At 51.5% G+C, this 13,788-nt stretch carries 11 protein-coding genes; 7 read left to right on the forward strand and 4 right to left on the reverse strand.

Annotated features, from left to right (window positions below):
- Positions 1-12: 12 nt before the first annotated feature.
- The 3 genes from AC0YN3_RS25375 to AC0YN3_RS25385 are packed head-to-tail and all read left to right on the forward strand — an operon-like array spanning position 13 to position 3,033.
- Positions 13-1,320 (forward strand): ABC transporter substrate-binding protein, encoded by a 1,308-nt coding sequence (locus AC0YN3_RS25375; protein WP_475777717.1) that lies wholly within the window; start codon positions 13-15, stop codon positions 1,318-1,320.
- Positions 1,321-1,324: 4 nt separating this feature from the next.
- On the forward strand, positions 1,325-2,197 hold the full coding sequence (locus tag AC0YN3_RS25380) for a carbohydrate ABC transporter permease (RefSeq protein WP_475777718.1): 873 nt from the start codon (positions 1,325-1,327) through the stop codon (positions 2,195-2,197).
- Between the two features lie 20 nt (positions 2,198-2,217).
- Positions 2,218-3,033, forward strand: a complete 816-nt coding sequence (locus AC0YN3_RS25385; protein ID WP_475777852.1) for a carbohydrate ABC transporter permease — start codon at positions 2,218-2,220, stop codon at positions 3,031-3,033.
- Between the two features lie 23 nt (positions 3,034-3,056).
- On the opposite strand, the gene AC0YN3_RS25390 is transcribed toward AC0YN3_RS25385, so the two are convergent.
- The 4 genes from AC0YN3_RS25390 to trxB form a co-directional block, all read right to left on the reverse strand.
- The gene (locus AC0YN3_RS25390) at positions 3,057-4,331 is read right to left on the reverse strand and encodes an MFS transporter (RefSeq protein WP_475777719.1); all 1,275 of its coding nucleotides are present in this window, start codon (positions 4,329-4,331) and stop codon (positions 3,057-3,059) included.
- A 155-nt stretch (positions 4,332-4,486) separates the two neighbouring features.
- A complete protein-coding gene (locus AC0YN3_RS25395) occupies positions 4,487-5,419 on the reverse strand; it encodes a LacI family DNA-binding transcriptional regulator (RefSeq protein WP_475777720.1) in 933 nt (310 codons plus the stop codon).
- A 240-nt stretch (positions 5,420-5,659) separates the two neighbouring features.
- Positions 5,660-7,573, reverse strand: a complete 1,914-nt coding sequence (locus AC0YN3_RS25400; protein WP_475777853.1) for a glycoside hydrolase family 13 protein — start codon at positions 7,571-7,573, stop codon at positions 5,660-5,662.
- 232 nt (positions 7,574-7,805) lie between these two features.
- On the reverse strand, positions 7,806-8,750 hold the full coding sequence (gene trxB / locus AC0YN3_RS25405) for a thioredoxin-disulfide reductase (protein ID WP_475777721.1): 945 nt from the start codon (positions 8,748-8,750) through the stop codon (positions 7,806-7,808).
- A gap of 157 nt (positions 8,751-8,907) precedes the next feature.
- Between trxB and AC0YN3_RS25410 the strand changes: the two genes are divergently transcribed.
- From AC0YN3_RS25410 to AC0YN3_RS25425, 4 genes are all read left to right on the forward strand, one after another.
- Complete coding sequence (locus tag AC0YN3_RS25410) at positions 8,908-9,582, forward strand: response regulator transcription factor (protein WP_475777722.1); 675 nt, start codon at positions 8,908-8,910, stop codon at positions 9,580-9,582.
- Positions 9,579-10,970 (forward strand): HAMP domain-containing sensor histidine kinase, encoded by a 1,392-nt coding sequence (locus AC0YN3_RS25415; protein ID WP_475777723.1) that lies wholly within the window; start codon positions 9,579-9,581, stop codon positions 10,968-10,970. Before AC0YN3_RS25410 ends, AC0YN3_RS25415 begins: the two co-directional genes overlap by 4 nt.
- Positions 10,971-11,231: 261 nt before the next feature.
- Positions 11,232-12,110, forward strand: a complete 879-nt coding sequence (gene galU, locus AC0YN3_RS25420; protein WP_475777724.1) for a UTP--glucose-1-phosphate uridylyltransferase GalU — start codon at positions 11,232-11,234, stop codon at positions 12,108-12,110.
- A gap of 412 nt (positions 12,111-12,522) precedes the next feature.
- Positions 12,523-13,782 (forward strand): FxLYD domain-containing protein, encoded by a 1,260-nt coding sequence (locus AC0YN3_RS25425; RefSeq protein ID WP_475777725.1) that lies wholly within the window; start codon positions 12,523-12,525, stop codon positions 13,780-13,782.
- Positions 13,783-13,788 lie beyond the last annotated feature (6 nt).

A 13,788-nucleotide genomic window follows, 5' to 3' on the forward strand; every position in this document is an offset into this window, starting at 1 on the left:
GGGGGAATGAGAATGAAATCATTACGTAAACGGCAACTAGCGCTTCTGGCGCTAACGATTATATTGAGCGTGGTGCTGTCGGCCTGCGGTTCGAACAGTTCTGCGAATTCGAATACGGGCGGGAACAAGCCGGCTGAGGGTGCGGAGGAAGGCGGCAACGGAAATAAGCCTGTAACAATCAGCTTTATTCACTGGCGCGGCGAGGATGCTGCCGTGCTCGATGGCATCATTAAGAAGTTCGAGGAGAAGAATACGAACATTAAAGTGGAAACGCAAGTGTTCCCTTCCGATCAATATCAATCGACAGCTCAAGCGAAGCTGCTTGACGGTTCGGTAGGCGACGTGTTCGCTTCATTCCCGGGCGCCCAATTCGAGGCGATAGCCAAAGCCGGCTTGTTCACCGATTTGACAGGAGCCTCTTTCGTAGGCAACTTTACGCCATCCTTGATTGAATCGGGCCAAAAGGACGGCAAGCAGCTGGCGGTTCCTTACCAGCTGGTATACAACATTCCGATTTATAACGTAAAGCTATTCGAGAAATACGGCATCGAGGTGCCGAAGGATTGGGAGGGCTTCCTTGCTGCGGCTGAGAAGCTGAAGCAGGAAGGCATCGTGCCGATTGCATTCCCTGGAGCAGATATCGGACCAGGCCAATTCATGAACCCGATGGTGATGAATAACGCGCCTGATGAAGAGGTATTCGTGAAGCTTGAGGCGGGCGAAACGAAGCTTACCGATGAATGGTGGGTCAAGACGCTGTCTCAATTCAAGGAGTTAAATGACAAAGGCTATTTCCAGAAGGATGCGCTCGGAACGAAGGGCGATGCGGCAGGCGCATTGTTCGTGCAGGAGAAGGCGGCGATACTGGCTACTGGCTCCTACCAGCTCGTAGGCAATAAGAAAAACAACCCGGAGCTGCAGCAAGGCTTGCTTGCGCCGATTACGGTTTCTGCCGATCAAGCCGTGTTCGAGGGGATTCATACGACGACCTTCATGCTCGCCGTGAACAGCAAGTCGAAGCATCCGGAGGAAGCGAAGAAATTCATCGAATTTCTCAGCCAAAGCGATGTTGCCGGCGAATACGCGAACGGAACGGGACAGAACGTTACGGTCAAAGACGTGGCATACACGAGCGACGAGCTGAAGGCTGTTGCTGAATGGACGGCGAAGAAAACGCGGTTCCAACCGCGCTTTACGATTAAAAACGCAGAGGTTCAGAAAGCGGTCACCAGCTCCATACAAGCCGTGTTAGGCGGGACGGAGCCGGCGAAGGCCGCGGCAGACGCGCAAGCGATCGTGGACCAGCAGATAGGAAAATAAACGAATGAAAAAGGCAGCGAAGCTATTACCGTTTTTTGTACCGGGCATTGCCTTGTACCTTGTACTCTTCATTTATCCGACGGTTACCGGCTTTTATTATTCTTTAACGGATTGGGACGGCTTATCGCCGTCCTATCAGTTCGTCGGGGTGGATAACTATGCGAACGTAGCCAAGGATATTATTTTCCGCAAATCGATCGTAAACAACATTAAATTCATGCTCGCTGTCGTTGTGGTGCAGACGCTCGTTTCGCTGCTGCTTGCGCTGCAGCTGTCCAAGCAGACAAAGGTGAACGCAGCGCTGCGTTCCCTCTATTTTGTCCCAACGATTCTCTCGTCCGTATCGGTCGGTTTCATATGGACGTTCGTCTACGATCCCTCGCTCGGGTTATTGAATGGCTTGCTTGAGGCGGTTGGCCTGTCATCCTGGACACAAAATTGGCTGGGCGATGCAGGAATAGCGATATTCTCGATTGCGGCCGTTCAAGCTTGGGCGCATATCGGACAAATGGTTATTTTGTTCGTGGCGGGACTGCAGGCGATACCGGAGGAACTGGTAGAATCGGCAAAGCTGGACGGCGCAACGCGGCTGCAGCTGTTCTTTCGGGTGATCTGGCCGCTGCTCGCGCCGGCCGCCGCGATCGTAGTTTCTTATACGACTATCCAATCGTTTAAGGCGTTCGACCTTGTGTTCACGATGACTGGAGGCGGACCAGCGTATTCCACTGAAATTTTATCGACTTATATTTATAACTCGGCGTTCATGAATTATACGTTTGGCAAAGCATCTACGGCATCCGTATATTTCCTTCTGCTGATTTCGTTTATTACGTTTCTTCAATTCCGCGCGCTTCGGACCGATCGCGTATCCTATTAGCAAGCAGGCAGGTGAAATCATTGGTTCTCAAATGGTTAGGCAGATTGCTGCTGCTGTTGTTCGCAGCTGTTATTCTCGTTCCTTTATTGATCGTATTGTTTACCTCATTAAAGACGACACCGCAGTTCTATGCAAGTCCGCTCGGCCTGCCGGAATCGTTGTCGCTCCACAACTTCAAGGCGCTGTTCGACGGGCAACCGATGTGGGGATATTTCCGAAATAGCGTTGTCGTTACGCTGGCAACGGTAGGTCTGGAGCTACTGCTTGCCGGATTTATCGGGTATGGCATTATGCGCTCTGGACGCCGGGTAGGGGCATTCGTATTCGGTTTATTCGCAATTGGACTGATGGTGCCGTCACAAGTGAATATGATTCCGATCTACACGTTCGTGCATAAGCTGGGCTGGAGCAATTCGTTAACGGGATTAATTGTCGTGTCCGCATCGGTGCTGCTCCCGCTCTCCGTATTCATGCTGTCTGGTTTCATGAAAACATTGCCGAAGGAAATTCTGGAGGCAGGAGAGATCGACGGTGCAGGCGAATGGACGCTGCTTGCGCGTATCGCACTCCCTCTTAGCGCTCCTTACCTCGCGGCAACAGCAGCTTTTTTATTCGTTATCGTGTGGAATGACTTGCTGTTTCCCATGCTGCTGCTGAACGGAAAGGATAAGCTGACGCTCCCGCTCGCCATGCTGCAGTTCCGGGGAGAGTACATTACCGATTATCCCGTCCTGCTCGCAGGTGTCGTCATAACGGCATTGCCGATGATTGCTTTGTTCGTATTTCTTCAGCGTTATTTCATCTCGGGCGCGCTGGCAGGCTCATTAAAGGGTTAGCTTCTCTATGCACCTCCATTCAGTTATTGGAAGGCGCGGATAGCTGTGAAACGCCGGTAGGCGATCATGCCCGCCAGCAGCATGGCGGCACCGCTTGCGGCGATGATGACGGCAGGGCCGTACAGATCCGATAAGGTGGAGAAAACGGCCAGCCCGATTGGCGGTGCGACGCTGGTTAATGCACCCACTAGGCCGAATACCCTGCCCTGCATGGATGGTTCGACGGCAACCCGCAGCGCAATGAAAATAATAGTCGTGCTGAACGAGAAAAGGAAGCCGACAAGCAGGATAAGCGGTAGCGCTGCGCTTGCCGAAGACAGGAGCGAAATGGCGATAAACAAAGGCCCCATTAGGATCATGCTCCATAACGTCCATTTCCCTCTGCTTTTTAGCCGCGTATCAAGCCGCATGATTAATATCGAGCCAATCACGTAGCCTAGCGGGATACATGCTTCCATGAGCCCGAAGACAAAGGGCTGCGCATGCCACACCTTCACGGCCATAACCTGTATAAGCATAAAGGTCGATAGGAAGAAAAACATGACGAGCGGGAGCAGCAAAACAGCAGCTTTGGCAAATGGCTCCTTCCATACATAATGGAAGCCTGCTGCGAGATCTTCCTTGAAGGAGTTCTTCGCTTTGGCTACGTCCTTAGGTGCTTGGTAAGGGAATTTGCCTGCAACCAGCAATAGGATTGCCGAGAGGAGGAAGGTGGCAGCATCGATTGCAATCGCGAAGGCGCCGCCGAATGCAGTGACTGCTATGCCTCCGAGCGCAAAGCCGGATATACGGATGATATTATCGGAGATGCTGATTGCGCCTACTGCCTGGGTAATTTGCTCTTTGCCTACGATCTCGACAAGCGAAGCTTGGAAAGCAGGCGTACGGAATGCACCGGCAAATGCGACAAGCCCGGTTAACAGGACGATATAGGCAAAAGGCACATTTGGCAAGTAAATGAGTATAGCGATCGCTGCGACAAGCACAAAGCGTACCGCATCGGATACCCACATTAATGTGCGGCGGTCGGTTCGATCCGCAAAGGTACCTGCGAAGGACCCGAACAGCATGCTGATGACGAGATGCGTGATGAGAACGACGGACATGAGCTTGGCGCTTCCGGTCGTTTGCAGCACCCAGAGATTAAGCGCGATGCTGTGAAAGGTGTTGCCTAGCAGTGATAGGCTGTAGCTGGAGAATACGGCGAGAAAAGTCCGGTTTTTCCAAATGGATACCGCACTGCCGTCATACGGGAGAGCTACCGTATCGTTTGTAGACGGTTTTGCTATCTCAAGCATGAAAAAACCTCCTAAATGGATAGTTGGAATGAGGGGTGAGCCATTGGGCAATTTTTTAAAATTGCTTTTCGTTATTGTCACTTAAACGTTTAAGTTACCATAGATATGTGGATGGCTAACCGCTGTCCAAGCGATTGGACAGCGAATGAGCATCGTTAATTCGGTTTGACTGCTTTCACAAGCACATATTGGTTTTCGGGGCCTTCCCTCGGCGCTGCTAAGAGCTTCATCATTAATTGATAAGCAGCTTCCGGCTTGTGATCGCCAAACGTGATGCGTATGGCTGCGTTCGGTAGAATGTCCGGGCAGCCTGCTGAGCATATCACGGCTAAATTCGCCGGACTCACGTATTTGGCTGCCATGATGGCTGCAAATTCGCTTAATGCCAATCCTGTCTGATTCGTCTTGCTGCTCAGAAAGCGTGAGAGCGATTGCTCATCCTTTAGCAAATGGACCGCGTCCTGCCCCAAGCCCGAGAGAGAGGCAATATTCTGGCTAAGCTCCTCATTGTTGAAGCTGTCGATAATGATATACCCGAAGGGGGCGAGTGGGGATGCTTTTGCAAGGGCGAAGGCATCGCCGTAATCGTAATTCACCTTGTAAAACAAAGAATCATCAATGATGCTGTCCACTACGATAAGCGGTACGCCTACGGAGAAGCGACTTGAGATAAGGTGGAAATTTTCAGTTCGGACATCGACGACGAAGACGCCATCGAGCTTTCGCTCGGAAATAATATCGAGCTTCGGATCAGCAGCGTCGAGGCTGAATAATACAACATGATAGCCGCGTGCCGTGAGCAGCTGCTCCAGGCGATTGATGAATGGCGAATAATGCAGCTGCTTCCAAAAGCCTTCATTGTCGGTGCGATTGACCAAAATGCCAATCAAGCCGGACTTCTGCTTCACAAGCGATCTAGCCGCTAGGTTGGGCACGTAATTCAGCTGCTTGGCTGCTTCCAGCACGCGGCACTTTGTCTCCTCGGGGATCGTCTGCGTAGTCACGTTGTTGAGCACATAGCTGACGGTTGCGACAGACACCTCGGCGGCTTTGGCAATATCTTTGAGCGTAGCTTTCTTGATTGTCATGCAGCTCCCTTCCTCATTGCCTGTAAGCAAAAGTAGAATGGCATTGGGTTATATAACTAACTCATGCAGCACAATTATTATGACTTAAACGTTTAAGTTATTATGACATCATACAAGCTTCTTTGTCTAGGGGAATCGTAATGCAGCAAAGCCCAACTAGGTGAGGAGCAGCAGGGATCAGAAAGGAATGCCTGGCGTACCGACATCCACTCGAGACATTCCTTTCTGGGTTGCCTGTTATTATTCGCTTTGCTCTAATACAACAAAACCGTATGCCGGAAGTGTAAGGTCAAGCTTGCCGCTGATTGTCGCTACATTCAAAGCATCGTTTTCTGCAGGAGCGGAATCGCTTGAAAGCACCTTTGTCCAACGGGTTTCGCTCACATCGTCAGTCGTTTGGATGATGCTTGCTTCTGCATTCTTAGCTGTAAGCAATCCAACCGGCGGTTCTGAATCAGGGTTCGCAAAGCCGGTAAATACGATGGTTTGCGGCTGCAAGTCATCGCCATCTTGTACAGCTGCGATAGGGATGCTGATCTCCGCTTCATTCTCTCGCGCATTTAATGCGACCAGCAAACGCTGGCTGCCTTCACGCCGTTCATAGACGAGAATACCGTCTGTACTGCCGGCATGGACGAAGCGAATGTCTGCGCTGCGGAGCGCATCGTATTGGTGACGAAGCCCGATTGCAGATGAATAGAAGGCGAGTAGCTCGCTGTTCTGCCCGGCTGGATCCCATACCATGCATTTGCGGCATCCGGGATCTCCGGCACCGTCTATCCCGACTTCGTCTCCGTAATATATGCAAGGAGTACCAGGATAAGTGAGCTGGAACAGCGCAGCAAGCTTCATGGCTGCTTCGTTATTGCCGCAGATTGTAAGCAGCCTCGCCGTATCGTGGCTATCCAGCAGGTTGAAGGCCGTTTCGGTCACCTGCTGCGGGTAAGCCGCCAGCTGCTCGCCGATTGCCAGCGCAAATTGTGCGGCATCAATCGTCTGGTAGGCGAAGAAATCCAATACGGCGTTCGTGAACGGATAATTCATGACCGCATCGAATTGGTCCCCCTGCAGCCACATGATCGAATCATGCCAAATCTCGCCCAAAATGTAAGCCTCCGGATTAACCTTTTTCACCGTCAATCGGAATTCGCGCCAGAACTGGTGGTCAACCTCGTTCGCTACGTCAAGGCGCCAACCGTCGATTCCGATTTCCTCGATCCAATAACGCGCAACCTCGAATAAGTATTGCTTCACCTCGGGATGCTCGGTATTCAGCTTGGGCATAAGCGGCTCGAACGCAAACGTTTCGTAAGTCGGGACGCCGTCAACGACTTGCAGCGGCCATTCCCTTACATAGAACCAATCCGCGTATTTGGAATCACGCCCATTCTGCTGCGCATCGACGAATGGCGGGAAGGTTTTGCCGGAATGGTTGAAAACGGCGTCCAGCAGAACGCGAATGCCGCGGGCATGGCAAGCGTCAACAAGCTCTTTGAGCTTCTCATTTGTACCGAACTGGGGATCGACCTTCATATAATCCCGCGTATCATACTTGTGATTGGTCGTGGCCTCGAACAAAGGCGTGAAATAGACGGCATTAATGCCAAGCGCGGCAATATGGTCTAGGTGATCGATTACGCCCTGCAGGTCCCCTCCGAAGAAATTGTAAGGCGTCGGCTCACCGCCCCATGGCAGAACGTTGTCTGGATCAAGCGAAGGATCGCCGTTCGCAAAGCGCTCCGGGAAGATTTGATAGAATACGGCATCCTTAACCCAAGCAGGCGGCTTGAATACGTCAATCGGATTGATATAAGGGAAGTCGAAAAAAGTGTTCGGGTTATTCGGGAGCAATAGCTCGAAGCCTTTATCCGTGAGCAAGATGCTCTCCGAGCCGCTAGTTAAGCGAAAAGCATAGCGAAGGCGGCGAAAAGGGGGAATAACAGCCGTTTCCCAATAATCGAATCGCGTATCCGTGGACAAAATACGCATAGGCACCGCTGTGATGGTTTGGTCCCAAGCATATTTGTCGCCGACGATCGCCTCTACCGCGGCTACGTCATTTTTTTTGGTACGGATGCGAAGGTGCAAGGTTTGATCGTCGTAGGCATAAGCCCAGTTCTGCTTTGGTCTGTGGTATACCGCTTCTAATAACATCATAATCGCTCCTTTTAGCTAAATGGGAGAAAGGATGAAAACGCGAAAAAAGGTACAACCTCTGCTTATAAAAGCCGAGGTTGTACCTTCTCCCATAACACGTTCAGGCGCCGCTAACGCGATGCATAATGCGAACATATGGATGCGGTAGCATTGCCTTTCTATTGTAACTCTCAACACATTTATTATACATAATTTGCACGTATCGTACCAGTATGAATTTAAAAAAAATTTATGCGTGAATGGCTTCGTGTGCTTGCGATTCCAAGAAGCGCTCGCAATCCAGCGCAGCCATGCAGCCGCTGCCTGCCGCCGTAATGGCTTGACGGTAATTGCGGTCCTGAACGTCGCCGCAAGCGTATACGCCTGGGATGTTCGTCTCGGAAGTACCTGGTTTCACGATAATATAGCCTTGGTCATCGGTATCGATCTGTCCGCCAAGGAAGCTTGTATTCGGCGTATGGCCTATCGTAATAAACACGCCGTCCGTCTCAAGCAGCTCTTCCTCGCCGGTTTCATTATTGCGCACTTTCAACCCTTGCAAGCCCATGCCTGTCGCTGCCACTTCAAGCGGCGTGCGGTTGAGGCTCCATACGATCTTTTCGTTGGCGCGAGCGCGGTCCTGCATGATTTTGGAAGCTCGCAAATCATCGCGGCGATGGACGAGCCTGACCTCGGAGGCGAAGCGGGTAAGGAATACCGCTTCTTCCATGGCGGAGTCGCCGCCGCCGACTACAATGATTTTTTTGCCGCGGAAGAAGAAGCCGTCGCAGGTCGCGCAAGTGCTGACTCCGCGTCCGATATTGTCCTGCTCGCCAGGAATGCCAAGGTACTTGGCGGAAGCGCCTGTCGAGATAATAATCGACTCCGCTTGCAATTCGCCGATGCCCTCAACGTCGAGCGTGTAAGGACGCTTGCTGAAATCAACGCTTTTCACGGAGCCTATTTTGAATTTCGCCCCGAAGCGCTGTGCTTGCTTGCGCATGTTGGACATCAGCTCGCTGCCCAAGATACCGTCCGGGAACCCGGGAAAGTTTTCTACCTCTGTCGTTGTTGTAAGCTGCCCGCCTGGCTGCCAGCCTTCAATGACGAGCGGCTCCATGTTCGCGCGCGCTAGATAGATGGCAGCTGTTAAGCCTGCAGGTCCTGTGCCGATTATGATCGTTTTGTAAGTCATCTATATTCTCCTCCATTCCGTATACGTTCAATGTAATAAATACTACTTTAAAATTATTACAATCTATATCGAATGTCAATATCGTTCATGTAACGTTCATGTTCGTATTATATGCTGTTTGGAGAGATTGCTTGAGCGCGACTGGAGGACGAACGATATGCCGAAAATTGTAGTTGTTGATGATGACCCTAATATTCGCGAACTGGTCAGCCTTTTCTTGAAAAGGGAGGGCTACCAGGTGATCGAAGCCATAGATGGAGTAGATGCGTTGGAGCAGCTTGATGCGGTTCGCCCGGATTTTGCCATAATCGATGTGATGATGCCGCGAATGGACGGATGGGCGCTTTGTACCGCGCTGCGGGAAAGCTACGACATTCCGCTGCTGATGCTGACGGCGAAGGGGGAAACGACCCATAAAGTAAAAGGCTTCGAGCTTGGAGCGGATGATTATATGGTCAAGCCTTTTGATCCGCCAGAGCTGGTAGCGAGGGTCAAGACCTTGCTCAAAAGATACCGGATAACCGCGTCACAGACTGTCGAGTTCGGCGAGATTACAATGAATCAAACCGATTTCCACATGTCGGCAGGCGGAGAAAAGATTACCTTGCCTCCCAAAGAATTTGAGCTGCTGTTCAAGCTCGCCAGCTATCCAGGCAAGACGTTCGCGCGCGATCAGCTGATTGAACAAATATGGGGCATGGATTACGAGGGAGACGAGCGGACGGTCGACGTACATATCAAACGGCTCAGGGACCGTTTTCCGGAGGAGTCCTACCGCTTCCGTATCGTTACGATTCGCGGGCTTGGATATAGGCTGGAGGAATGGTCATGATTCGCAGCTTATATGTCCGCATTACAGCAACTTTCCTCGTCGTCGTCTTAATTAGCATCGGCGTTGCCTTTTTGTTTACGAATCAAATGTTCAAGCGCGACGCAAGGGGACAGCTGCCGAACCAGATGGAGAAAGCGATTAACCGGATCGAGCAGCTATACGCCGTTTCCAAGCCTGCATCGCTGAAAGAGTTTTTGGAAGAGGTATCGGATCAGCAGGGCTTGTCGATCATTGCAGTCAGCAGCGCGAACCGGCTCGTGCAGGCTGGCGAGCGAAGCGAAGCGATGGTGAATAGGCTGACCTATGAGCAGCTTGGCAACGTATTCCGAGGGAGCATGGTCAACATGGGGATGTTCAATCGCGAGGAAGGAAGTCCGCCGACGCCGCCTGCCATGGGCAGGCTGGTTCAGTTCGGAAGCGAGAAATGGGCATTGTTCGTGCAGCCGGACGCATTCCCGCAGAACAGTAACTTTATATGGACGGCCGTTACGCTGCTCGTCACGCTGCTCGTCGTCGGAAGCTTGCTTATTCTCGTAGCTGCCCGCTATTTGGTCATGCCTTTGAAAATGATGACGAATGCGGCGACGAGGATGTCGGAAGGGGATTTCACCGTGCGCCTGCCCGTCAGGCACGGAGACGAGCTTGGCGAGCTCGCCGAGGGCATGAACAAGATGGCGCTGAGCTTGTCGCAGCTTGAGATGATGCGGCAGGACTTCGTCTCGAACGTCTCCCATGAAATACAGTCGCCGCTTACGTCGATTGGAGGTTTTGCCGAAGCGCTGCGCAGCGAAGAGGTGACCGAATCGGAGCGTGATCGCTATATCAGCATCATCAAGCAAGAAAGCATGCGGCTTTCGCGCTTAAGCGAAAATCTGCTCAATCTGGCTTCTTTGGATTCGCGCCAGCACCCATTTCATCCAAGGCCGTACCGCCTGGATCGGCAGCTGCGCGATGTCGTGCTTGCTTGCGAGCCGCAATGGATGGCGAAGAGGCAAACCGTGGAGCTCCTAATGGAAGAAACGACGATTACGGCGGACAGCGATCAGCTCAATCAGCTATGGATGAATTTGTTCGCGAACAGCATGAAATTCACGCCGGAGGATGGAAAAATATTTTTTGGGCTGAGCGAGCAGGATGGGCTTGCTGTCGTACGGATATCCGACACCGGGATAGGCATCAGCGAAGAGGTTCGGGAGCGTGTCTTCGAGAGGTTCTATAAAGGCGATATGTCGCGTGATCGGAGCCAAGGAGGCAGCGGTCTTGGGTTATCGATCGCGCAAACCGTTGCCCACATCCATGGCGGCAGCATAGCGCTGGACCCGCATGCGGACCAGCTGGCAGGTGCAAGCTTCATTGTGAAGCTCCCTCTCGTAGCAATCGAGCGGTAATACGTTGTGTGTCCATCTTGTAGCGTTGGAGCGGTAATACGTTGTGTGTCTTTCTTGTGGCGTTGGAGCGATAATGCGGTGTGTGTCCTTCTCGTGGCTTTGGTACGCTAATGAGGTGAGACTCCTTCTCGTGGCGTTGGAGCGATAGTTGTGGTATGGCTCCCTTATTAGTAATGCCTAAAGCATAGATAATCCTAGGCAGAGCGGTTATGATGGAGGGAGATTATTTCATACATGTAACGTTTTGGGGGAGAAGCTCGAATGGAGAAGCGGATACGGAAAGCCATCATACCGGCGGGAGGGCTAGGGACAAGGTTTTTGCCTGCAACAAAAGCGCAGCCGAAGGAAATGCTCCCGATTATCGATAAGCCTGCTATTCAATATATTGTAGAAGAAGCCGTTCATTCCGGCATTGAGAGCATCGTCATTGTCAGCGGGCGCAACAAACGGGCCATCGAGGACCATTTTGACAAATCGGCCGAGCTTGAGATGGAGCTGGAAGCGCGCCATAACGAGGAAATGCTGGAAATGGTGCAAAAGATATCGCAGCTGGCGGACATTTATTACGTTAGGCAGAAGGAGCCGCTCGGGCTCGGGCATGCCGTATTATGCGCGCGCCGCTTTATCGGGGACGAGCCTTTCGCAGTCCTGCTCGGCGACGATATTCTGAAGTCAGACCCGCCTTGCTTGCGTCAAATGATGGATATTTACGAGCGTGACCAATCATCGGTCGTAGCCGTTATGGAAGTGCCATGGAACCAGACCCATAAATACGGTATCGTCGACATCGAAAGCGGCAAACAGATTGCACGCGTACGCGATATTATCGAAAAGCCGGCACCCGGTCAAGCACCTACCAATTACGCGGTTGTAGGACGTTACGTTCTTAATCCCGCTATATTTGAATTGCTGGAAAACGCAGCGCCTGGGAAGGCGGGCGAGATTCAGCTTACGGACAGCCTGCAGCAATTAAACCGGCTTTCTTCATTGACCGCTTACCGCTTCGATGGGCGCAGGCATGACGTAGGCGACAAGCTTGGTTTTGTTCAAGCTACGATCGACTTTGCGCTGGAGCGCGCGGATCTAGGCGATGACGTAAGAAAGTATATGCTGGAGCGTTTGAAGGAAACCAACGCTTAAGATAGTGAATGAGAACCGCAGATTAAAGTAATGAATGAGCGATAGTCAGAACCACAGATAGAAACACAGATAGAACTACAGATAGAACTACAGATAGAACTACAGATAGAACTACAGATAGAACCAGAACTGTCTTCCGCGGAGGAAGGAACTGCCGGGTCTCTAAACAGTGGGGATCAAATACGCACAAGTCATAAGCAGCCTATCCGGTCATTGTTTTCGTGATCGCAAAGGCTGCTTTTTGCATGTCATGAATTAACGGGGCATTGTATGGTATCCGCATGATGATGCCTTCGTTTAATGATACGTAATTCCCACTAATTAAAAATGGAGATCATTTACTTTTTGAGATAGAATAGATAAATGTGTATAGAGAGAGATGAGAGAATTATGGTCTGGGGGATGAACGGGAGTGTATTGCCATCATTGCGGAAAGAAGCGCACAGACGATGCGGTTTATTGCAGCCAGTGCGGCAGATTGCTTGCTGCTGAAGAGAATGAAGCGGCAGGCGTTAGCTCGGAAAGTACGTTGGCCGTATTGGAAACGGCTGCTTCCATTGAGACAAGGCGAGCAGGGACGCTGGAGAGTTTGAGCGTGCCAGCTGGCGTATATCGGGGAAAGAGAAAAGGATCGGCCTGGGCATGGCTGCTGCCTGTTATTCTTTTGCTAATTACGGGTGCCTCGCTGTTTAGCTATTATATATATCAAGCTGGGATTAATGATAGAGTGATCAAGCTGCAAGCAGAAGCGAGGACGTCAGCGCTGGAAGGCAAGTATGAAGCGGCGCAGGCCAAGCTTAAAGAGGCGGGAGATGCTAGGCCTGCTTTTGCCTCGGTACAAAAGGACGCGGATATCGTTGCGATGGCAATTGAGCTGTCGCGTTCTGTCGCAGCCGCAGGCAAGCAACTGGAGGAGAAGAAGCTGGAAGATGCCGAGCTGACTATCGAGAAAGCTAAAAATGAGCTGCATGGTCATAGCGAGCCGATTTTTTTGAGTATGAAAGAACAGCTGAGGGATTACGCCGTAAAGCTTAACGTATTGAAGCTGACAGCGGAGCTGGCTGATTTGAATACGGTGGATGAGCTGGGAGCGAAGCTCAGCATCGCAAGCCAGCTGGACGGTGAAGAAGCTGCTGCCGTGAAAGAGCAAATTATCGTTAAAATCGTAGAGATTAGCATAAAGGAAGCAGATGCTTTACTGAAGAAGAAAAGTTATTCCGATGCTTTGGCGGTAACGGGCAAGGGGCTGTCGTATGCTAAGGATGAGGCCAAGCTGATTAATTTGGAGAAAAAAATTACCGAAGCTCAGGCTGCGTACGAGCGGGATGAGCAGCGCCGGTTGGAGCATGCCATGCAGCAAGCGGCAGCGGAGGATTTGAAAAATCAAACTGCCGCCGTTGAAGTCGTCCAGATTGAATCTACGCTGGATGAATTCGGTGACCTGAATATCGAAGGCGAGTTAAGAAATGCGGCAACGCGTCCGATCTATTCGATTTCCGTGAAATTTATCGTACACGATGCCGAAGGCAATGAGGTAGGCTCGGGCACGGCGGAGGCCACGCCTGATTATGTGGAACCGGGCGAGAGCATTCGTTTTACGAGCACCGTATACAGCGTCTACGTTCAGAATACGACTGTCGTCGTGGATCATGCGACATGGTACTTGGATTAAGGTGGT

The organism is Paenibacillus sp. J22R232 (assembly GCF_056269165.1).

Coding starts and splice junctions, on each gene's coding strand:
- AC0YN3_RS25375 (WP_475777717.1), top strand. CDS start 13: ATGAAATCATTACGTAAACGGCAACTAGCGCTTCTGGCGCTAACGATT.
- AC0YN3_RS25380 (WP_475777718.1), top strand. CDS start 1,325: ATGAAAAAGGCAGCGAAGCTATTACCGTTTTTTGTACCGGGCATTGCC.
- AC0YN3_RS25390 (WP_475777719.1), bottom strand. CDS start 4,331: ATGCTTGAGATAGCAAAACCGTCTACAAACGATACGGTAGCTCTCCCG.
- AC0YN3_RS25395 (WP_475777720.1), bottom strand. CDS start 5,419: ATGACAATCAAGAAAGCTACGCTCAAAGATATTGCCAAAGCCGCCGAG.
- AC0YN3_RS25400 (WP_475777853.1), bottom strand. CDS start 7,573: ATGTTATTAGAAGCGGTATACCACAGACCAAAGCAGAACTGGGCTTAT.
- trxB (WP_475777721.1), bottom strand. CDS start 8,750: ATGACTTACAAAACGATCATAATCGGCACAGGACCTGCAGGCTTAACA.
- AC0YN3_RS25410 (WP_475777722.1), top strand. CDS start 8,908: ATGCCGAAAATTGTAGTTGTTGATGATGACCCTAATATTCGCGAACTG.
- AC0YN3_RS25415 (WP_475777723.1), top strand. CDS start 9,579: ATGATTCGCAGCTTATATGTCCGCATTACAGCAACTTTCCTCGTCGTC.
- galU (WP_475777724.1), top strand. CDS start 11,232: ATGGAGAAGCGGATACGGAAAGCCATCATACCGGCGGGAGGGCTAGGG.